Annotated in this window: 15 protein-coding genes; 11 read left to right on the top strand and 4 right to left on the bottom strand. The window is 40.2% G+C overall.

The annotated features are described in order from the left end of the window. The first annotated feature begins 39 nt into the window (after window positions 1–39). From DK846_RS03900 to DK846_RS03890, 3 genes are all read left to right on the top strand, one after another. A complete protein-coding gene (locus tag DK846_RS03900; protein WP_109967577.1) occupies window positions 40–2424 on the top strand; it encodes a PAS domain S-box protein in 2385 nt (794 codons plus the stop codon). A gap of 105 nt (window positions 2425–2529) precedes the next feature. Continuing rightward, complete coding sequence (locus tag DK846_RS03895; protein ID WP_109967576.1) at window positions 2530–3696, top strand: META domain-containing protein; 1167 nt, start codon at window positions 2530–2532, stop codon at window positions 3694–3696. A 121-nt stretch (window positions 3697–3817) separates the two neighbouring features. After that, complete coding sequence (locus DK846_RS03890) at window positions 3818–4213, top strand: aconitase X swivel domain-containing protein (RefSeq protein ID WP_109967575.1); 396 nt, start codon at window positions 3818–3820, stop codon at window positions 4211–4213. A 44-nt stretch (window positions 4214–4257) separates the two neighbouring features. Here the strand turns inward: DK846_RS03890 and DK846_RS03885 are convergent, their stop codons facing one another. Next, complete coding sequence (locus DK846_RS03885) at window positions 4258–4953, bottom strand: hypothetical protein (RefSeq protein ID WP_109967574.1); 696 nt, start codon at window positions 4951–4953, stop codon at window positions 4258–4260. Window positions 4954–5067: 114 nt separating this feature from the next. Between DK846_RS03885 and DK846_RS03880 the strand changes: the two genes are divergently transcribed. The 4 genes from DK846_RS03880 to DK846_RS03865 all read left to right on the top strand — a co-directional run bounded on the left by DK846_RS03880 (window position 5068) and on the right by DK846_RS03865 (window position 13167). Beyond that, window positions 5068–5994, top strand: coding sequence for a DUF475 domain-containing protein (locus DK846_RS03880; RefSeq protein WP_109967573.1), 927 nt, complete (start codon window positions 5068–5070; stop codon window positions 5992–5994). A 282-nt stretch (window positions 5995–6276) separates the two neighbouring features. Then, window positions 6277–8289 (top strand): DNA topoisomerase subunit B, encoded by a 2013-nt coding sequence (locus DK846_RS03875; protein WP_109967572.1) that lies wholly within the window; start codon window positions 6277–6279, stop codon window positions 8287–8289. After that, window positions 8279–10798, top strand: a complete 2520-nt coding sequence (gyrA, locus tag DK846_RS03870; protein WP_181391605.1) for a DNA gyrase subunit A — start codon at window positions 8279–8281, stop codon at window positions 10796–10798. Before DK846_RS03875 ends, gyrA begins: the two co-directional genes overlap by 11 nt. A 263-nt stretch (window positions 10799–11061) precedes the next feature. Further along, the gene (locus DK846_RS03865) at window positions 11062–13167 is read left to right on the top strand and encodes a HAMP domain-containing methyl-accepting chemotaxis protein (protein WP_109967571.1); all 2106 of its coding nucleotides are present in this window, start codon (window positions 11062–11064) and stop codon (window positions 13165–13167) included. A 9-nt stretch (window positions 13168–13176) separates the two neighbouring features. Here DK846_RS03865 and DK846_RS03860 read toward each other — a convergent pair whose 3' ends face one another. The 3 genes from DK846_RS03860 to DK846_RS03845 form a co-directional block, all read right to left on the bottom strand. Beyond that, entirely contained in the window at window positions 13177–13647 is a 471-nt protein-coding gene (locus tag DK846_RS03860; protein WP_109967570.1) for a hypothetical protein, read from the bottom strand. 5 nt (window positions 13648–13652) lie between these two features. Next, on the bottom strand, window positions 13653–15002 hold the full coding sequence (locus tag DK846_RS03855) for a hemolysin family protein (protein WP_109967569.1): 1350 nt from the start codon (window positions 15000–15002) through the stop codon (window positions 13653–13655). Between the two features lie 470 nt (window positions 15003–15472). Then, the gene (locus DK846_RS03845) at window positions 15473–17041 is read right to left on the bottom strand and encodes an L-lactate permease (protein WP_109967567.1); all 1569 of its coding nucleotides are present in this window, start codon (window positions 17039–17041) and stop codon (window positions 15473–15475) included. Between the two features lie 956 nt (window positions 17042–17997). Here DK846_RS03845 and fdhF point away from each other — a divergent pair. From fdhF to DK846_RS03825, 4 genes are all read left to right on the top strand, one after another. After that, window positions 17998–20064, top strand: a complete 2067-nt coding sequence (gene fdhF, locus DK846_RS03840) for a formate dehydrogenase subunit alpha (RefSeq protein WP_109967566.1) — start codon at window positions 17998–18000, stop codon at window positions 20062–20064. A 2-nt stretch (window positions 20065–20066) separates the two neighbouring features. After that, entirely contained in the window at window positions 20067–21218 is a 1152-nt protein-coding gene (locus tag DK846_RS03835) for a Coenzyme F420 hydrogenase/dehydrogenase, beta subunit C-terminal domain (protein WP_109967565.1), read from the top strand. Between the two features lie 156 nt (window positions 21219–21374). After that, window positions 21375–21830, top strand: coding sequence for a ferritin-like domain-containing protein (locus tag DK846_RS03830; protein ID WP_109967564.1), 456 nt, complete (start codon window positions 21375–21377; stop codon window positions 21828–21830). 64 nt (window positions 21831–21894) lie between these two features. Next, entirely contained in the window at window positions 21895–22398 is a 504-nt protein-coding gene (locus DK846_RS03825) for a hypothetical protein (RefSeq protein WP_109967563.1), read from the top strand. Window positions 22399–22455: the final 57 nt, after the last annotated feature.

Below are 22455 nucleotides of genomic sequence, written 5' to 3'. Positions count from 1 at the left end.
AGGTCCCCATCCAACGGTATAATCGCAAATTTTGTAATTATGATTACCGTCTTACTTGTTGATGATGAACCCGTCCTCCTTGATATTGGTCGGATGTTTCTTGAAAAAATCGGTGAATTCAAGATACATGTAGCACAATCAGGGGAAGAAGCAATCAACAAACTTCATATTGGGGAATATGATGCAGTAGTATCTGATTATGAGATGCCTGAGATGAGCGGGCTTTTACTCCTGCGTGAAGTTCGGACAACCTGGCCTGATCTTCCTTTTATTCTCTTTACTGGAAGAGGAAGAGAAGAAATTGTTATAGAAGCCCTGAATAGTGGTGCTGATTTCTATCTTCAGAAAGGTGGTGATCCTAAAGCACAATTTACCGAACTTGCTCATAAAATTAAAAAAGCCGTCTCAACCCGAAGTGCTTCTACAAAATTGAAAGAAAGTGAGGAGACATTCAGGCAGTTTTTTGAATCGGCAGGAGAGGCAATTTTTATTCTCGATCATGATCGTATTGTTGATAGTAATCAAAGAGGGATCACGCTTCTTGGTCTGGATAGGGAAACAGTAATTGGGATAGTTCCTTCAGAGATCTCAACATCGGTTCAGCCGGATGGCAGATCTGCGAAAGATCTTTTTGAGTTAAATATTTTCAGGGCTCTTTCAGGAGAAATACCAGTTTTTGAGTGGCAATTTTTCAGACCAGATGGAACTGTGATTGATACTTCAGTAACGATGAGTCAACTGGTCATACACGGTCGCATACTTCTGCAAGCAATTGTTCGTGACATTAGTGTCAGGAAAAAAGAAGAGAAGAGCCGGATGCTAAATGAGATTCGGCTTGAAGCAATGATTGGATTATACGCAATCAGGGATAAAAACCTGAAAGATATAACTGATTTTGCTTTAGAAAGTGCTGTCACTATAACCGAAAGCCAGTATGGATATCTTGCGTTTTTGACTGATGATGAACATACTATGACATTATATTCCTGGTCAGAACGAACGTTAAATGAATGCGTCGTATCTGAAAAGCCAATATCTTATCAGGTAAAAAATACTGGACTCTGGGGTGAAGCGGTAAGAAAGCGGACAGCAGTAATTACAAATGAATATTCTCCAAATCCATCTGAAATTAAAGAATTGCTTCCTATAAATATTCCATTTAAACGTCACATGAATGTTCCTGTTTTTAATAGTGGTAAAATTGTGATGGTGGCAGGAGTTGCCAATAAAACAGAGGAATATAATGACGAAGATGTTCGTCAGCTTAACCTTCTCATGAATGGAACGTGGGGTATAGTGAGGAGGAAAAAGACAGAAGAAATCCTTCAGACAAAGAATTTTGAATTAGCTGCAGCTTATGAACAGATAAGGATCACTGAAGAAGAACTCAAGATGAGTGAAGGAAGGTATCGGGGTCTGGTAGAGAGGAGTGAAGACCTCATTATAATGTTAAATGACCAGTATATGCCCATATATATTTCTCCTTCATTTTATGAAATGACCGGATATGATATATCAAAAGTATTGGGCAAACCTCTCCGGTTGGATCTTTTTTCTCAAGATGATCAAGATAAGATTGCTCGTATGCAAATGGAAGTTTGTACTGGAAAGCCCATTTCTCATTTTGAAATACAAATAAAATGTAAAGATGGTAGATATGTTACCCTCGATATGCGTGGGGTACCGATTTATCATGAAAATCAATTTAATGGTATACAAATAATTGGAAGAGATATTTCTGCATATAAATCAGTACAAAAGGCGTTAATGCAGAAGAATCACCGCCTGCAATTATTATCTGATTTAACACGTCATGACATTTTAAATAAATTAACAACGTTAGGGGGATTTCTGGATCTTGTAAAAGATGGAGATGAGTATGATAAATATATTTCTGATACTATCAATCAGGCTCAAAATGCTGTGGATGGTATCAAATACCTTATTGAGTTCACTCGTGATTATCAAAGCCTTGGGATCAGAGAGAGTGAATGGATTAATGCTGGAAAGGCTTTTGATCAGGCTGCCAGCCAACTGAACCTTAACGGTATCACCATTGATAATCAGGTTTCAGATATTTTTGTCAGAACAGATCCTCTCTTTTCACGAGCTCTGTATAATCTGATGGAAAATTCACTTCGCCATGGCGAAAAAGTAAATAATATAAAAATGTCAGTACGGGCTGATGGTAATTCAATAACTCTTATCCTGGAAGATAACGGTGTAGGTGTCCTACCTGAAGAGAAATTGAGAATATTTGAGCAGGGTGTTGGACACAATACCGGGTTAGGTCTTTTTCTGGTACATGAGATATTGACATCAACCGGACTAGACATTAGTGAAACTGGAATACCTGGAGAAGGAGCACGATTTGAGATACAGGTTCCAGTTGGATTGTATAGAATAGAAACGAAGAGATCTTAAACAGAAATTTCATGAGTGAAGAGTTTCATCTTAAGTATTTTTTTATAGGATAACCAGAAGACACTCATATCATTCAGAGTAACCTAATGGTAATCTGTGAATAATATGAAACAGTATAAACGTCTTCTTCTGATAATTATCCTGATACTGGTAGTAATTTGCCTTCTTACAGTATATTTCTCCACAGATCTGAACAAGAGAGTTCAAAATCAGACCCATTCATCTACATCAACAGTTATCCCAACCATGGATAAAGATATAAATTCTTCTCATAATGTTTCAGTTGGTGGATCTGATTCATCAGATAGTAACCTATCTATAATTACCGGAACAGGAATAATACAATTTCAGGATCTTGAAGGAGGGGCTTATATAATTAAAAGTGATGACGGTCATCACTATCAGCCATTATCTCTTCCTCCAGATCTTAAAGTAAACGGGACCAAAGTTACATTTCAGTTACGACCAGTACATGATGCTGTTTCAATTATAATGTCCGGTGATCCAGTAGAAGTTATTTCTATCGAACCAGTAGATGGTAGCAGGATTGCAAATAGATCTGAATCGTTAATTTCATTTGAAAAGTCAGGAGGAACAACAGGGTCGTATGAAGAACTAAAAATTTTTCCAGATAAACACGGAGAGATAACCAAATGGTCACAAATCCATTCAATAAACTTATCTGATAATGAGATGGATAACCTGACATCAATCTGTAATAAAATGAATATTACAGCGATAAAACCACAGACTCAGTTAACAAACCCATCTCCTAATGCTATTATCTATACTATAAGATACAAGAATCAGACAATTAAAGCAACGAATGGATCAATACCTAATCTCCTCGAACCTATGATTATTCATCTTGATAAAATTCTTGAACAATACACTGTTTCACCAATTAATTCCAATAGAACATTAAGTAACACGGCCTGGTATCTCACTACATATCTTCGCAAGGATGGTATTCCTGTCCGACTATCCAATGATACCCGGATTTCAGTTACATTTGATAAAAATGGTTCCATTTCAGGAACATCCGGATGTAACTTATATAATGGTCAATATAGTCTATCCGGTAACAATCTCTCATTCTCCCGCATTTCGATGACTCGAACAACATGTCAGGATCAGATAATTATGGAGACAGAGTCTGCATACATCAAACTTCTAAATCAGGTAATGATGGTTTCTGGTCAAGATAAAAACCTTACAATGGCGGATCGAAACAACACGGCCCTGCTCACTTATTCACTGATAAAAGGATAATCTCTCTATTAATAATTATTCACTGAAAAAAATGAAAAAATGTGTAACAAGAGAAATAACTGTCAGATTCTATCCTGAATTAAGATAGCCTAATACCAGATATTATCCAATTATTTTACACATGATACTTCATGGCCGAGGTATTTCCCAGGGAACGGCAACAGGGCCTCTTTTGATCGGGCCGGATCCCATCTCATTTTTATCAGGTGTTGATCCTGAAACTGGTATTGTAATGGAGAAAGGTCATCCTCTTGAGGGAAAAGATATAACCGGTACCGTTTTAGCATTTGAATATGGAAAAGGTTCCACAGTAGGAAGTTATATTCTGTATGCGTTATCAAGAAGCGGTCATGCTCCTGCAGCCATCATAAATACAGAAGCTGAACCAATCATTGTAGTAGGTGCCATTATAGGGCATATTCCCATGGTTGATCGCCTGAGCATTCCTCTCATGGATCTTCCCTCTGGAACTATTGCAGAAGTAAATGGAACATCCGGTATAGTTAGTTTCTCATAAATTTTTTTAAAGGATTATTTTATTTAAAAATTATTAAAGAAGATTTATACATATCTGTATGCCTGAACCGTAATCGGGTTTATAAAAGTATATTTAAAGTCGGTACAATAATCAGAAATTGTTTTTACTTCTGCAATAGCCTGTTTTTCAAATTGATCTGCAAGGTTCTGATATCTGCGTGCTGTCTGAAGAGATTCAGAATCGCCACCTTTTTCCTGATAATAAACAGCGTTCTTTAGATTTGTTGCGTAACTCTCCATATCGCTCAGATAGCCGACATATTTCAGAAACACTATCTGTTCTCTACTGTTAAGATTTGGAAAAACAGTTTTCTCAGGGTTAGGTACGTCGAGTATGTATGTTTTTTTAAGGGTTTGAATCTGTACCTGAAGGCTTAAGGCCTGTTCCTGTACTTTCTTCCAGTCTAGTGCATTTCTTGATTTTTTTATTTCTACATATTTCTCAGTAATTGCCGGGAAACTTGTTGATATAAAACCTGCCATATCTGAAGATTTCTCTATAGAAGTGGAGGGAATGTTAATAGACTGAGACGATTCAGATACAGATTTTGTAGTTTCAGGTTTTTCAACTACATTCGGAGTCGGTATCACAACTGAAGAAGTCGTCGCAGGTTGTACTCCAATATTTCCAGAAGTATTTACCTGCTTTACTGATGTACATCCTCCAGAGAATATGAAACCGGTAAGAAGAATCGCCGTAATAAGTATGGTATAATTCATACAATTGGATTGGATCCGGACTATTTAAATTTTCGTGATTTCATTGTTACCATAATCTCCCCAGATGATAATTTCTGACGGGAGATTAATAGATCCAAAAGTCGAATATTTACTGTGGATATTGTTTCTATCATCCTGATCATCTTTGGTCTTTGTCTCTTTGAGATCATTTCGAGCATTGATAACGCTATTATCAATGCTGAAGTTCTCTCTACCATGAAACCTCAATTCAGGCGATGGTTTCTGTTATGGGGAATCCTGTTTGCGGTTTTTGTTGTAAGAGGACTTCTCCCGCTGATACTAGTCTGGGCAGCAACCCCTACACTTACTCCCTGGGAAGTTTTCACTGCAATGTTCAGTGACAGCCCGGAGATAAAAGAAGCGATAGAAGCATCATCTCCGATGCTTCTTATTGGTGGTGGAATTTTCCTGATATTTCTGTTTCTTCACTGGATTTTTCTTGAAGACAAGGAATACGGGCTACGGGGAGAACGATTTTTTGAATCCAAAGGGGTATGGTTCTTTGCTGTAGTATCTCTACTGCTGGCCGTTATTGTCTGGTTCGCCCTGGAGCAACATCCGTTAATGGCATTTGGGGCTGTTGTAGGCTCAAGTGCTTTTTTTATTGTCCATGGGTTCAGGCAGAATGCAGAGGCTCAGGAACAACAACTCATTGGAGGAAATATGTCTGATATCAGCAAGATCTTTTATCTTGAAGTGATAGATGCAACTTTCTCAATAGACGGAGTTCTCGGCGCTTTTGCTTTTACTATGTCTGTTCCTCTGATTCTTGTTGGCAATGCTCTGGGTGCGATTGTAGTAAGGCAACTCACCGTGAGTAATGTCGATCGTATCAAGCGTTACCGGTTCCTGAAGAATGGGGCTATGTATTCAATTCTGTGTCTTGGTTGTATCATGGTCATCGATTCATTTGGTGTTCATATCCCGACTTATGTATCACCGCTAATCACATTCGGGGTAGTTGGGTATTTCCTTATTAAATCAATGAGAGATCCGTTATATTCACAGCCAGTCTGCTGATTTTTTAATTACCCTTTTTTCTGATGATCAATCCTGATGATCATCCACTCTTTTTTTATAAATTCATAAAAATATTTCAACAAATGACAAACAGGAAATTAAGGATGATATTTTTCAAAGATTTTTATTTGAAAGTCTTTTGTCTGCTATAACGTATAGCGGGTGATCTGTGTATAGAATATCTGGATTGTTCTGATTATTATAAAACCCGAGTTTTAAGTCTCCAGAGGACGATATAATAGGGTACTATCGTAACTTTTCCATTTTGAATGGGGGTTCAATTTGTCAGACACGTACGATTCTGGAAATATCAAAATATTGCGAGGGCTTGAACCGGTACGTGAACGCCCGGCAATGTATATCGGTTCTACCGATACACGGGGTCTACATCACCTGGTATACGAAGTTGTTGATAACTCTATTGACGAGGCACTTGCCGGAGTCTGTAACCAGATAGATATTATCATACATCAGGACGGGAGCGTCAGTGTTGAGGATAACGGCCGGGGTATCCCGATCGATCCGATGAAGGAGAACGACAACAAAAGTGCTCTTGAAACGGTGCTGACTGTTCTCCATGCTGGTGGAAAATTTGATAAAGATACCTACCAGGTCTCTGGTGGTCTGCATGGTGTAGGTGTCTCGGTTGTCAACGCTCTTTCTATCAAATTAACCGCAACGGTCTGGAAAGAGGGTAAAGAATACGAGATGCAGTTCTCACGCGGAGGGGTTATCCAGGAGATGACCACCCGTGAAGAGTCACTAGAGGAACTCAAACAACGGTATATACGCAGGTACGGTTCCATTCCTGCAGATGCTCCGGATAATCGTGAAGATTTTCTCAGGGCATACAAGGTTGCAGTCACTGGTACTATTATCACATTTAAACCTGACAGTTCCATCTTCGACACTGTAGAATTTGATTATGATGTCCTGGCTCACAGAATGCGTGAACTTGCATTTCTTAACAGTGGAATCACAATCAAAATTTGTGATCAACGATGTGAAAACTGGAATGAATGTAGTGAAACCTTTTCCTATGTCGGTGGAATAACCGAATATGTGAGGTTTATCAACAAGGATATTCCTCCAATTCATGAAAGTGTCATTGCACTTGAGAAATGTGATCTTGAAAATAAAGTAGAAGTAGATATCGCGTTTCAGTATACCAACGCATATTCTGAAAAAATCTTCACGTATGTCAACTGTGTCAACACTCGTGAAGGTGGTACTCATCTTGAAGGTTTCAGATCTGCTCTTACAAAAGCCATCAACAAGATGGGTAAGGAAAACAAGGCTATCAAGGATCCGAATTTCTCATTAAAAGGTGAAGATGTCCGTGAAGGTCTGACTGCCATCATATCAATTAAGATGGCAAATCCTCAGTTTGAGGGTCAGACCAAGATGAAACTTGGAAACAGCGAAGTTAAAGGTATTGTTGATTCGCTGGTGTATGCCTCACTGTGTGAGTACTTTGAAGAGCATCCCAAGGACCTTGGCTCTATCATAGAAAAGGCAGTCCTTGCATATCAGGCACGTGAAGCAGCACGCAAAGCCCGGGAACTTGCCAGAAGAAAAAGCACTCTTGACTCATCTGGACTTCCTGGAAAACTTGCAGACTGTTCTGAACGTGCTCCTGAAAAGAGTGAAATCTATATTGTAGAAGGAGATTCTGCAGGTGGCAGTGCAAAACAGGGACGTGATCGAAGGTTCCAGGCAATTCTTCCGCTCAGGGGTAAAATCCTGAACGTAGAAAAAGCAACAGTGCACAAAATCCTGAAAAATAATGAAATTCAGGCACTGATATCAGCAATTGGCACCGGGGTTGGAGAATCTTTTGATCTTGAGAAAGCCCGTTATCATCACATCGTCATCATGACTGATGCTGATGTTGATGGTGCCCATATTGCAACTCTGCTTCTGACGTTTTTTTACCGGTACATGCTTCCCCTGATCGAGGCTGGATATATATACCTGGCTCAGCCTCCGCTATACCGGATAGCCAAAGGGAAACAGGAGGTCTACGCGTATACCGAAGATGATATGCGCAGATTGATGAATGAGATGGGCGAAAAGGGTGTCGGTGTCCAGCGGTACAAAGGTCTTGGAGAAATGAATGCTATTCAGCTCTGGAGCACTACCATGGATCCCGAGTCACGAATACTCAAGCAGGTGAAGATCGACGATGCCAGTTATGCAAACGAGATCTTTGAAAAACTGATGGGTGATGATGTGACTGCCCGAAAAGATTTCATTAAAAGACACTGTAAAGAGGTGACCAACCTTGACATCTGAAGAACAGCCGGAGGTAAGTATCCTCAACCCACGGGTTAACAGAGTCAATATTGAAGAAGAGATGAAGACATCGTACATTAATTATGCGATGTCTGTCATCATCGGCAGAGCAATTCCTGATGTCAGGGATGGACTTAAGCCGGTTCACCGGAAGTCTTTGTTTGCCATGTGGGAGATGGGTAACACCCATGACAAGGCTTACAAAAAGTCTGCCCGTGTAGTCGGAGAAGTCATGGGTAAGTATCACCCGCATGGTGATTCTTCGATTTATGATACGATTGTCAGAATGGCTCAGCCATGGACATATCGTATGATGCTTGCAGACGGTCAGGGAAATTTTGGTTCAATAGATGGTGATGCCCCTGCTGCAATGCGTTACACTGAAATCCGGTTGAAACCTGAAGCTGAGGAGCTACTCGAAGATATCGAAAAGGAAACGGTATCATTCTCTCCAAACTTTGATGAATCACTTCAGGAACCGGATGTTCTTCCAGCAAAACTTCCAAATCTGTTAATCAATGGATCAGATGGTATTGCCGTTGGTATGGCAACCAAGATGCCTCCACACAATGTGGGAGAAGTCTGCAGAGCCATAACATATTATCTGGAAAACCCTGAAGCAACAGTCGATGATCTGATGAAGATCATGCCAGGCCCTGACTTCCCAACCGGTGGAGTTATTATGGGTACTGACGGGATCAAGTCAGCATACCACACCGGTTATGGGAAACTCACCGTCAGAGGCGTTGCAGATATTGATGAATCAGGTAAACGGGAACAAATAATAATTACTGAACTCCCATACCAGGTGAACAAGGCACGTCTGATAGAATATATTGCAGATCTTGTCAGAGAAAAGAAGATAGAGGGAATATCTGACATCAGAGATGAGTCAGACAAAGAAGGGATGCGGATCGTCATCGATCTGAAAAAAGGAACTCATCCCCAGATGATTTTGAATCATCTCTATAAGCATACAGCCCTTGAATCAACATTTGGTATAATCAACCTTGCTATCATGGATCTACAGCCGAAAGTTTTCGGTCTGATAGGTCTCATTGAGCAGTTTGTTCAGCACCGGATTGTTGTTATTACCCGCAGAAGTGAATTTGATAAGCGGAAAGCAGAAGAACGTGTCCACATTCTCCGTGGTCTTCTTCATGCTATAGATAATATTGACGCGGTGATTGCAACAATCAGGGCATCAAAGACAGCTGATGAAGCAAAGCAGGCTCTGGTTACGAAGTTTGATCTTGATGAAGCCCAGGCAACAGCAATTCTGCAGATGCAACTTCGTCGGCTTGCTGCACTTGAAAAGCAGAAACTTGTTGATGAACGTGATGAGCTTGAGGCAGTAATCCGCCGTCTCATTGATCTCCTCTCGACAGAGAGTCATATCCGAGCAGAGATTGCCAGAGAGTTAAAAGAAGCAGGATCGAAATATGGTGACAACCGCAGAACACAGATCACCATCGATTCCACCACCATTGACAAAGAAGACCTGATTCCGAATAAACAGGTACTAGTTTGTCTCACTCACCATAACTACATCAAGTACATTGATATTGATGCATACCGGACCCAAGGGCGGGGTGGCCGGGGTGTTATGGGCATATCAACAAAGGATGAAGATTTTGTTGAACAGGTATTTGTTGCATATACCCATGATCATCTTCTCTGTTTCACCTCTGAAGGAAGGGCGTACTGGCTGAGAGTATTTGATATTCCTGAGGGTTCACGCCAGGCCAGAGGAAAGGCAATTGTCAATTTACTGGACCTTAATGCTGATGAGCGGGTTACTGCTGTAATTCCGGTAAAAGAATTCTGCGCTGACAGGTTCTTCTTATTCCTGACAGAACATGGAATGACCATAAAGATCCCGCAGGATGAATTCTCACGTCCACGTTCTACCGGAGTGAATGCAATAACGCTACGGGATAATGATCATCTTGTCCACGTAATCGTCACCGATGGATCACAGGAAGTATTGATTACAACCAGGTACGGGCAGAGTCTGAGATTCCATGAGGATCAGATTTCTCTGAGACACCGCAATGCACTCGGTGTTATCGGAATGCGGATGCGTGACGATGATGTTGTCCGTAGTTTAACAGTTGTGGAAGAAGGAAAACTTCTGCTTACCATCACGGAAGCCGGATATGGAAAACGAACAAGCTTTGATGAATACCGGGGTCACGGAAGAGGAACACTTGGTGTCAGAAACATCAAAGTTGGCCGCAATGATGGTGTAGTAACAGCGTTTGCCTTATCAGAAGATGAAGAGATTATCCTGATGAGTGCAGAAGGAAATGTTATCAGGACTAAAGTAAACAAGATTTCGATTCAGGGCCGCAGTACCCGTGGTGTCAGGATTATGAGAATCGGAACCAAGGACCGTGTCGTGGGAGTTACTTCACTCTCACCAGAAGAATCACAGGAACTGCAGGATATTCCTCAGGCTGAGATCATCGACGAAGGTGACGATGATTCAACTCCTGATATGGAATAAGTAGGTCCACGAATTACTCTTTTTCCAAATCTTTCGTATTATTTTCACCTTTTTCAATGTTCTTTCTAACTACCAGATTGATAATCATTTGTGGCGTATCAGGAGAAAATTATATTAATTCAATTGAGATTTATCACGATTAAGATCGCAATTAAATTTATTTATATTTCAATTTTATTTTTTTGAATGGGAAGTATTTATATGCCTCGCTTACATTATTAGAATCAGCACATTATCGCGCAGTTCTTATTGGGGGTAAATGAATGATTTTGGATAATATCGCACTAAAACCGAAATTACTTGGTGGTTTTTGTGTAATGATTCTCATTGCGGTCATAATCTCAGTGATTGGATTCTTCTCAATGGGTATAATGGCTGAAAAAGCCGATAAAATGTATTCTGAAAGGTTAGTGGCGCTGGATGGCCTTATGAATGCAGATACCAGTTTTTTGAATATAAGGGTTAATATTTATAAAACTGTCTTCGCTAATGATGAAAGAATAGAAAAATTTGCTGAAGTAGACGCCGAAGTAGCAAATATTAAAGATAAGATTGCGGCCTATCAAAAAAATGCCACAACAGAAAAGGAACTAAACCTTCTTTCTACATTTAATACAAATTGGCCCATTTTTGAGAATTCATTGCGCAAGGTTATAGAAAACATGAAGGCGGGCAATGAGGAAAGTGCCCTAACTGGAATCTACAGTGAGGATTTTAAAACACCGAGAGATGCTGCTCAAGATGCCATTGATCAGTTAGAAATATATAATCAAGAACAGTCAAGAATTCTAAAGGATGATATTACTAAGCTCTATCAGGAATCATCCCTTATTTTTTTGTTTATAACCCTTTTTGCCCTTATATTTGGGCTATCATTCGCATTCATTCTTACAAATAGTATTACCAGCCCTCTGGGTCGGACGATGAATATGATTCAAGAGATGGGTAAAGGCCATTTGGGAATGAGGCTTAAAATGACTCGGAACGATGAAGTAGGGAGGATGGCATATGAGATGGATAATTTTGCTGATATACTCCAGACTTCAGTTATAGGTATCATGAAGAGGATATCAATTGGAGAGAAGATTAGTAATGTCCCGATTATTGATGATTGTGATGAGATTGGACCTGCTCTCAAAGCTACAGTGGATACTATCAATAATCTTATTTCTGAAACTAAATCTCTCACCGAAGCCGCAATCCATGGAGAACTATCTAAACGAGGGGATGAGACAAAATTTTTGGGTGCATACAAGGAGATTATTACTGGTATAAACACTACTCTCGAAAATATTGTCCGTCCTGTTAATGAAAGTATGAAACTTGCGGGCATGTATGCCAGAGGTGACTTTTCTAAACGATTTTCAGATTCTGTTGTGGTCAGTGGCGACTTCATTCCCTTTAAACAAGCTATGGATACCATCGGGAAGGAGACTGGGGTTGCAATAAGCCTGGTCGTGTCAGAAGTTATGGACCTGATGAGCGGAATGGAGGAAGTGAATGCAAGTATTGAAGAAATATCAGCAGGAGCCCACAACTTAGCTCAAAATGCATCACAGGTTAGTGGATTTTCTGAAAGTTCCCTACAAAGTATTCAGCAAATACTTGATTCTATGGATGATTTGTCAGTCGCAGTCACCGCTGTAGCTACAGATACGAACGGTGTGGCTAACTTAGCACAAAATACAGATTTACTTGCAGATGAAGGAACTCGAATCGTTGGGAAGACAGAAAGTGGGATGGAGAATATTAAAAAATCATTTCAGGAAACAAGTTTAGTAATAACAGAAATCAACCAACAGATGAAAGAAATCGGATCTATTGTTGATGTTATCGGAGGAATCGCTGAACAGACTAATCTTCTTGCCTTAAATGCTGCCATCGAAGCAGCACGGGCTGGTGAGGCTGGAATGGGATTCGCAGTTGTAGCTGATGAAGTAAAGGATTTAGCAGAAGAATCACGTACATCAACCGACAAAATTGCAAATCTGATCTCAGATCTTCAGAAAAAATCAAATAATGTTACATTATCAATGGATCGTTCACTAAATGATGTTACAGCTGGTGATGTAGCAGTTAAAGAAATTCTAGGCGTATTCGAGAAGATAGCCGCAGATATTGCTGAGATTACGAAACGAATGAATGAGGTTGCAGGAACAACCGAAGAGCAGGCAGCATCAGTGCAGGAGATCAGTGTAAGAGTGCATGATGTTGGATCTCTTGTAGAAAAAACTGCAAAAGAAGCGGTGGATTCATCAGCTGCAACAGAGCAGGCATCTGCAGCCCTAGACCAAATAACTCAGGTAATTGGCAAAGCCACTGTGTCAGTTGGTCATATTTCAGGAGAAATGAACAAATTTATCATATAATAATTCTTATCATCCTTTATTCATTTCCTGATATCTGGTAATTTCGGTATATAATCCTACAAGTGATAGGCTGATTAGGTTAAGCGTGGTTGCAAAGTACCAAAGATATGACTCAATCCGATTAAGTTGGACTATCCAACCAGACCACAGTACTAAACAGATGATTGTAAATGTGATGACCGTATCAAATGCTAAAAATATTGCTTGTGCGTTAAGGATTCTTCCAATTTGGGCTATAGTGCAAAACTCAATCAATTGACTTTTTCCAAAGATATCAAGGGTTGCACGTGTTAGATTCATAAGAAGATCTGCACAAGCCCAGAGCATGATTATTACTCCAGATACTACAAGAGGCCAGATTGTCCCTGCTTCACCAACTCTGATGGACAGAATACCAAAGAGAATCTTAAAGATACAAAAAGGGACACCAATGGTGAGTGATAGAAAAAAAGGAGTCTGAAAAAAGGAATTATATGTCATACAATTCAGGAAGTAGTATGATTATCTGTTTTCTCATCAGGGTTCTCATCACCCCGATGTCTGATTTTTGAGACTATGATCTTATCGATTCGTCGTTTATCCATATCTGCTACTTCGAATCGTATTCCATTCAATACAAAGTGATCACCAGGAATGGGTATTTTTCCAAGTTCAGACATGACAAACCCGGCAGCTGTACGATAAACTCCTTCATTTTCTCCGGGAAGGATTTCGAGTTCAAGTAATAATCGAAGTTCTTCAGCAGGAAGCATTCCGTCTATAAACCAGGATCCATCCTCTCGTTCTATAATTCCCGGTTCTTCGTCTGGCTCATCTACGGTAGAGAGGTCTCCGACTATTGCCTCAAGCAGATCGTGTAGTGTAATAATGCCTGCTACTGACCCGTATTCATCCATAATAACTGCTAAGGGAGTGGTAGCTGTTCGAAATAGTTCAAGCAGTCGGAGAGCAGTAATATGCTCTGGAATTACAAGTGCTTCCTGAATGAGTAATGTTAAGTCTGGTTTTTCTCCAGCTGTCATCTGAGACCAGAGATCTCTGACAGAAACAACACCAATTACTGAATCAAGTCCACCTCGGCAGACCGGATACCGGGTGTGACCACTAGTCAGTATCTTTTCTTTGTTTTCTTCAAAAGAATCTTCAAGATCCAGGAAGACAACATCGGGCCTTGGAGCCATGAGAGTGGTAACTTCACGATCACCAAATTTGAAAGCACTTTGAACAAGTTCCTGTTCTGCCTCATTAAATACCCCTGCCTGTGTACCTTCCTCTAGCAGAGAGGTAATATCTTCTTCTGTCACTACCGGGTCCTGTGGTGCATGTGAATTAAAAAGCCAGAGAACTGCATCGGTTGTTAAACTTGCCATTTTATTGATAGGACCAAATATCCTGGAAATGATGACAATTGATCCAGCAGCCTTTACTGCGATCTGTTCTGGATATACAAGTCCGATACGCTTTGGAATAATCTCTCCGAATACAAGAGTAAAGTAGGTGATTATGAGAACGACCACAAACAGACTTATAATTCCTGCATATGGAGCAATTTCAGGAATTACAGTAAAGGTTCCCTCTAATTCTTTAGCTATCGCAGCGCCACCAAATGCACCAGCAAGGATGCCGACGAGTGTTATTCCAATCTGAATTGTTGAAAGAAATGTGTTTGGATCTTCAGAGAGAGATAAGGCGATATCTGCCCCTTTTTCTCCACGATCAAGCATCTGTTGCAATCGAATTCTCCTTGCAGAGACAAGGGCAAATTCAGCCATAGAAAAAAGGCCATTCAGGATAATTAAGAGAATAATGATAAGAATTTCAATAGTTACAGCCATAAGAAATCTGGGGACATATCCCCGGTTATATACTAATATGCATGCTTAAGTCAGGAACTTTACGGAAGAGGAGATATATATCATGATAAAGAGGCTTTATTCTGTCTTAAAATATCTGCGATTTTCCAAATTGTAAATAAGATTGTTTTCAATATCTTTGAATTTCAAATATATTTTTCTTGATAATGAAATAGCCTTATTGGAATCTGGTTTTTGGTCGGTATTTGGAGGTTGCAAACTAAATCGTCTCAATTGTTCATTCTCGTAGTAAAAATGTCTGAAACCAAAGGAATTTTCGAATCCCTTTTGATAACTCATTTTTTTATTTCCGGTTTAATTAAACCTAAATTTTTTGGTCAATGGTGGAAATCACACTTGATGTATGGGTAATAAAAAAAAGATCATGTACCGTTTTTCTTTTATGATAATCAACTTGGTAATCAGATACGAGAAATAGAGATCAAAAAAAGTTAGAGATAAATAAATGCTACAAGCATAGCTCCGGTTATCAGAGTTAAAATAATTGCAACAGATGCACATTTTCTGATAACTTCACCTTCTATACCAAGGCTGTCAATAACTGCAGCTGCATTGATAATTTTTGCAGGAGCGATACCTGATGCAATACCACCTGCTACAGCATGTGCTGCATATACTTTCATGAAATCCAGATTTAATACATCTGTTGATTTTTTGAGGATTCCATAAAACATAACATTGGACGATGTTTCACTACCTGATACAAAGGAACCAAACAATCCAAGAATCGGGCTTACTGCAGGGAATCCAACTCCAAATACAAGTGCCAGTGTCAGGCCTATTACTGCATTCATATTTAAATCAGACATTCCCGGTGCAAACGTGAGGGTATTGTTTATTACACTCTGCCCTGACCAGTCCATAATGTAAGCAACTGCAAAAAGGGCTGCAGCAGCAACCGTTGGGGCCCATGCTCTTCTTGCCCAAACAGTGACAATCTTTTGGGCCTCTTCTTTTGTCCGAATCAGTACCGGTGCTGCGATCAGAGTACTAATCATGACCCAGAAATATGCCTGGTTAAGAATTTTCAGATCTACTGATTTGTTGGCTACTATTGTAATTTTCTGAAGTGGTCCAAGTAATCCATACAGACCAGTCTGAATAACCGGGATACTGATTATGATACAGAAGACCACGAGTAAGAGCCATGGTAAGACTGCTTTCCATAGTGGCATTCCTGCCCTGGCAATTTCCTCTTTATCAAGTCTTGCAATTATTGGTTTTCCTTTGAGAGCCCGGAGCAGGAAAAGGACAAAGATGGTAACAAGACCTGAGAAAACTCCTACCAGACCGATAGCAGATGGTGGAAGAATATGGACAAATAATATACAGGAAAATCCCAGAGTCAGCCCTGCTATTATAGCTGGAACCAGACCTTTTTTGACTCCTGCAATTCCATCAGCAACCCAGAGCATGCTAAGTGCGAATCCTGTAGAAATAATCGGAAGAAAGAGAGCGATGTTGTTTCCAAGGTGACTTACATCTAGATTGTAAACAGTTGCCGGGAGTGTAATTGGAACAGCAAGAAGAGAGAATGAAGTTAGTGGATCATATCCAAGACAGGGTAAAGCAACTGCTGCGAGAGGAGAAAACCCTAATGCTAACATGATTGGTGGGAGCATTGTTACCGGAGTTGCTCCAATAGAAACGAGAAATGATCCAAATCCCACATTGAGGATCATAATCTGTTCATAACGTTCAGCAGCGATTGATTTGATGTATACTGTTATTGCGGTAATTGCTCCGGTTACGTCCATCATTGTTACCTGAAGGATAGTAAACAGAACCATCAGTGAAATACCAAATGAGGCCAGTATTCCATTCCAGGATGCATAAACTGCAATATCAGGAGCAGTGTTAAAGAATAGGATTGCGATGATAGCGGTTACTATCCATCCAATTATACTCATCAATGTCCCTGATAGTCGCAAGAATACAAGACCGACAAATATTACCAATATTGGAATAATTGCAAGAATAAAAAGGGTTATCTGTTCCAATCCAATCTACCATCCATTATCAGATACCGGAAAGATATTCATTTTGATACAGGAACATTATCCTGATTGATCATGAACATCTATTTTCCCATAGATCATTAATCTGTTAGGCATTATAAACCTTGACATGCTTTAGCATGTCATAGAAAAATTAGTAAAGCAGAATTGTACTCAAATCCCAGGAATGGAATATTAAATTAAAAAAAAGAGTTTCTAAATTATGAAAAATTCTATCTTTTATCCTAGGTTAGGTTTAATGAGAAAAAATATGGTATAGAATTTTAAATGTGAAGAACTTCTAGAAACTTGATTTTATCTAAGTTTTTGAAATATTTCTATAATTCATAGATATTTATTTAAATTTATTGTAATCGGCCTCCAAACTTTTTATGCATATTACAAACAAAGGAGAAAACACATGTACTCAACTACAAAGCAGGTTCAAATGCTTAATAGTGAGTAATCAGTATTTCTGGTGATATTCCTTTCCCGAGGACTATCATATACAAGCGGAAAATCTGGGATGAGATTTATATCTCATCCATACTCATCAAAATATTCACACTTTCGTAGCGCAAAAAAAAATCGCGAAAATGTGTCTCTTTCAAAGGCTCTACCATTGGATAATATTTGGTTCGATTTTTTTCACAATATATATAACCATATTTGATTACCTTTGGTTATTACAAATAGGATCTTTTTTTCAAGAATAAGAATTCCGTATCGATAAATTTATCCCCTGTCCTTTAAACAGATTGTATGTTTGCGATGTTTCTTTCCGGTAACGGACGTTCATCAGATCAATCCTAGGACTGACAGATTTGTCTAGACTGTGGAGTGATTTTTCTAGGATTCAACGGGAAGAATCCTGGTTTTTAGATGAAATGTATGAACCATGGTAAACCAGGGGCACAGAAGTGTCCTTTCGCTTGTATATAAAAACTCGGGGATACGAGATGACTACAAAGCCTACTAGTCTTGTTCGATATATTCAGACTACCTGCCCATATTGTGGTGTCGGGTGTGCACTGAATCTTGTCGTCAAAAATGAAAAAGTGGTTGGGGTTGAACCCTGCAAACGAAGTCCAATCAATGAGGGTAAACTCTGCCCTAAAGGTGTAACCTGCTGGGAATCTGTTCACAGTCCTGATCGACTTGTCTCTCCTTTGATAAAGAAAAATGGTTCTTTCGTGGAAGCATCATGGGATGAAGCATTAGATCTGGTTGCCAAGAAATTAAAAGAAACATGGGATAAGTATGGATCCAGAGGACTTGGATTTCATACCTCATGCAGAACCGTAAATGAAGATTGCTATATCTTCCAGAAATTTGCACGGTGTGCTTTTAAGACTAATAATGTCGACAATTGTGCACGAATCTGCCATGGTCCTTCAGTAGCTGGCCTGTCTCTTTCGTTTGGCTCAGGGGCAGCTACAAACGGTTTTGAAGATGCCCTGAATTCTGATCTCATCCTGATGTGGGGATCAAATGCAATGGAAGCACATCCTCTTGCCGGAAGACGTGTTGCCCAGGCTAAAATGAAAGGGATACCCGTATTAGTTGTTGATCCACGATTTTCAACAACTGCACATATTGCAGATACCTGGTATCAGTTCAACCCATCCACTCATATTGCTCTCATAAATTCTATGATGTACTGGATCATCAAAGAGGGCAAACATGACAAGAAATTCATAGAAGATAGAACCGAACATTTTGAAGACCTGAAGAAAGTTGTAGAAAATTATAAAGATGCAGAAAAAATCCATGGTGTTCCACTCGAAAGAGTAAAAGAACTTGCATTTAGATATGCAGATGCCAAAAATGCAGTAATCATCTACTGTCTTGGTATCACTGAACTGACTACAGGTACTGATAACGTTAGATCCCTCGGTAATCTTGCCATGCTTTGTGGTAATATTGGTCGCGAAGGAGTAGGTGTCAACCCTCTTCGTGGACAAAACAATGTGCAGGGTGCCTGTGATATGGGTGCATATCCGAATGTGTATTCCGGATATCAAAAATGCGAAGTCGCAGAGAACCGGGCAAAGATGGAAAAAGCCTGGGGAGTTACTGATCTTCCTGACTGGTACGGAGTTACCCTTACCGAACAGATCAATCAGTGCGGCAACGAAATTAAGGCACTATATATGCTTGGGATCAATCCGGCTGTTACATATCCTGATTCCAATCATGTGAAACGACAACTTGAGAAACTTGACTTCCTTGTTGTCCAGGATATCTTCATGACAGAAACCTGTCAATATGCTGATGTAATACTGCCGGGAGCCTGTTTTGCTGAAAAAGATGGAACCTTTACCAGTGCTGAACGTCGCGTAAACCGTGTTCGAAAAGCAGTAAACCCACCAGGGCAAGCAAAAGAAGATATCTGGATCATTGCTGAACTGGCAAAACGGTTCGGTCTTAAGACTTTCAATCTCCCAACAGGAAAGGATGTTTGGGACGATATGCGGGCTGTTACTCCTTCTATGTTCGGTTGTACATATGAACGAATGGAAAAACCGGAATCTACCATCTGGCCATGTCCAACCGTTGATCACCCGGGAACACCAATTCTCCATCGAGAAAAATTTGCAACACCTAACGGTAAAGGTCAGTTCTTTGGTCTTGAATACAAACCACCGGCAGAAGTGGCTGACAAGGAGTATCCATTCACACTGATGACCGGACGGCTGATCTTCCACTACCACTCCCGGACCCAGACGGGCAGATGTGGAGCTCTCGACTATGAGGTACCCGCATCGTATGTACAGATGAACACCTCTGATGCCAATCGACTTGGAATTGTCCAGGGTGAGAAGGTTCTTCTCAAGAGCCGCAGGGGTCAGACCGAGACAGTTGCATGGGTCGGCGAGGATGTTGCTCCAGGTGTCCTGTACATGTCCATGCACTTTGCAGAAGGTGTAAACAACCTGACAAACACGGCACTCGATCCCCTGTCAAAGATGCCGGAGCTGAAGCACTGTGCAGTTTCGGTTGGTAAGATTGCAGGAGGGAAATAATCATGGCAACAAAAGGAGATCTCCTGTATGCATGGACCACAGACAGCGGACTTGCAAGCAAAGCTGAATGTGGAGGTGCAGTAACCGCCCTTTTACGGCATGCTCTGGAGACCAAAATGGTTGATGCCGTAGTGGCGGTGACAAAGGGATATGATATTTATGATGCTATCCCGGTTGCAGTTACTGATCCCAAAGAACTTGATATGACAGCTGGATCACTTCACTGCGGAACCCTGCTCCTGGCCACGTTCATCAAGAACTACCTGGACGGGGCAAAGAAGATGAAGCTCGGTGTTGTGGTGAAAGGATGCGACCTTATGGGCCTGCTTGAAGAAGCAAAACGCAATGATGTCGACATGAAGAACATCATCACCATCGGTGTCAATTGTGGTGGATCAGTCAGTCCAGGCGTAGCCCGGAAGATGATCAAGGCAAAATACGGCGTAGACCCGGACACTGTACACAAGGAAGAGATCGACAAGGGTCAGTTTATCATCGAGTATGAAGGCGGGCATAAAGGCATATCAGTCGATGAACTTGAAGAAGAAGGGTTTGGTAGACGCTCTAACTGTCGTCGGTGCCTGTATAAAGTTCCCCGTCAGGCCGATCTTGCCTGTGGTAACTGGGGAGTCATCGGCGACAAGGCAGGAAAGGCAACATTTGTTGAGGTCTGCAGTGAAAAAGGTGCAGATCTGCTTACCAAGGCAGTAGCTGCAAAGAAGCTCGATGTTGAAGTTGCAAACCCGAAAGGTATCGAGATCAGGGGTAAGGTTGAGGGAGCCATGCTCAAACTCGGAGCCAAATGGAGGCAACATGACTTCACAGCACTTAGAGACAACCTCTGGGACACCATCAACAAAGAGACTTCCCGGTGTGTGAAATGCTATTCCTGTATCGAGAAATGTCCGGTATGTACTGCAACGGCATTCAAAGGCAGGGACGAATCGTTGATGGTCCGAAGGGGTAAACTACCATCAGACCCGATGTTCCACCTCAGAAGATTTGCACATATTTCAGATAGTTGTATCAACTGCGGACAATGTGAAGAATTATGTCCCATGGAGATCCCGCTGGCCCTCTTCTCTCATGCAATTAGGGTTGAAGCTGACAATGCATTTGAACCAAAACTTGGAAAACCGGTTTATTCTAATTAAAAAAAACACTCATCTCATGCGATCTACCAATTTAAATATCATGTATTAAGCCAAGAAATCTCTCAAATATTACATGTTGGGATTCCAGAGTATCAGATATATAATACTCATTTCCCTTTTAATTAGAAATTAACCGGGTAATGTGGAGAATTAGTTATGAGAACTGAAGAATTTAAACAAATTTTACTCAAGGCGATTGACCGTGAAGTCGACTCGTATGCACTATACACAGCTCTATCAGAAAAAGTAAAAGATAGTGTACTTAAGAGTACATTTAGAGAATTAGCACAAGAAGAGACATATCATCGTAAGACACTCCAGGAGTATCTTTCAGGTACAAAGAAGGAATTAAGATTTGATGAAGTAAAGGATTACAAATTATCTAATCTCATCGAAAGCCCTTCTCCTTCTTCTGATATGAAACCTCTTGACGGGCTCAAACTCGCTATTAAGAAAGAAGAGGAAGCAATGGAGATGTACGAAAAACTTGCCGATGCAAGTGCAGACCAAGACCAAAAGAAAATTTTTGTTGAGTTAGCAAAGATGGAACGAGGTCATAAGGCACGCCTTGAAGATATTTATACTAACTCAGCATTTGTGGAAGCCTGGTAATCAGGCATTTATTCTTTTTTTACCAGGAACCGTATATATAATAACGATCTATGCTGAGGAGCTTATGTTCCCATTTACCAGGATTATAATTATCGGACTCATTTTTCTTCTTTCAGTAGCTGGCGTTTCTGCACTTTCAATATCGCAGATAACCTACACTGTCGAACAGGATGGAAATGGTACAGTTGATATGAATTATCAATTAAATAGCACTGAAAAACTCCAGTATGATCTCATTACCAAGGTGCTTGACTTAAAGAGTATTGGAAAAAAAGAGCTTGAAAAAGCATTAAAACGCGAAGTTCAGGTTCAATCAATAACTCCCGAATCAGTCCAGTTATCAGTATACAATATGGCCACAATAGATAGTGGTACTATTACTACCCCATCATTTACCTATGTTCCTGTTGAATCTCTTCTAGAACCAAGTTTATACTGGATCATCCAGAAATTTAATATCGATTTTACTCCACATATCTCGAAAGTAGTTTTCCCTGATGGATATTCTGAATCATTTACTGATGCTGAAACTATTCCTGTGATAGTTCATCAATTAACAAGTACCTGATTTTATCATATCAGTTTTTTTTATATATCGAAGCCCTTAACCGATCTCCCTACTAAC

The organism is Methanospirillum lacunae, from assembly GCF_003173355.1.
GTDB classification, from domain to species: Archaea; Halobacteriota; Methanomicrobia; order Methanomicrobiales; family Methanospirillaceae; genus Methanospirillum; species Methanospirillum lacunae.
Note: the sequence above shows the minus strand (reverse complement) of the source record. Positions and strands in the feature narration are given on the sequence as shown.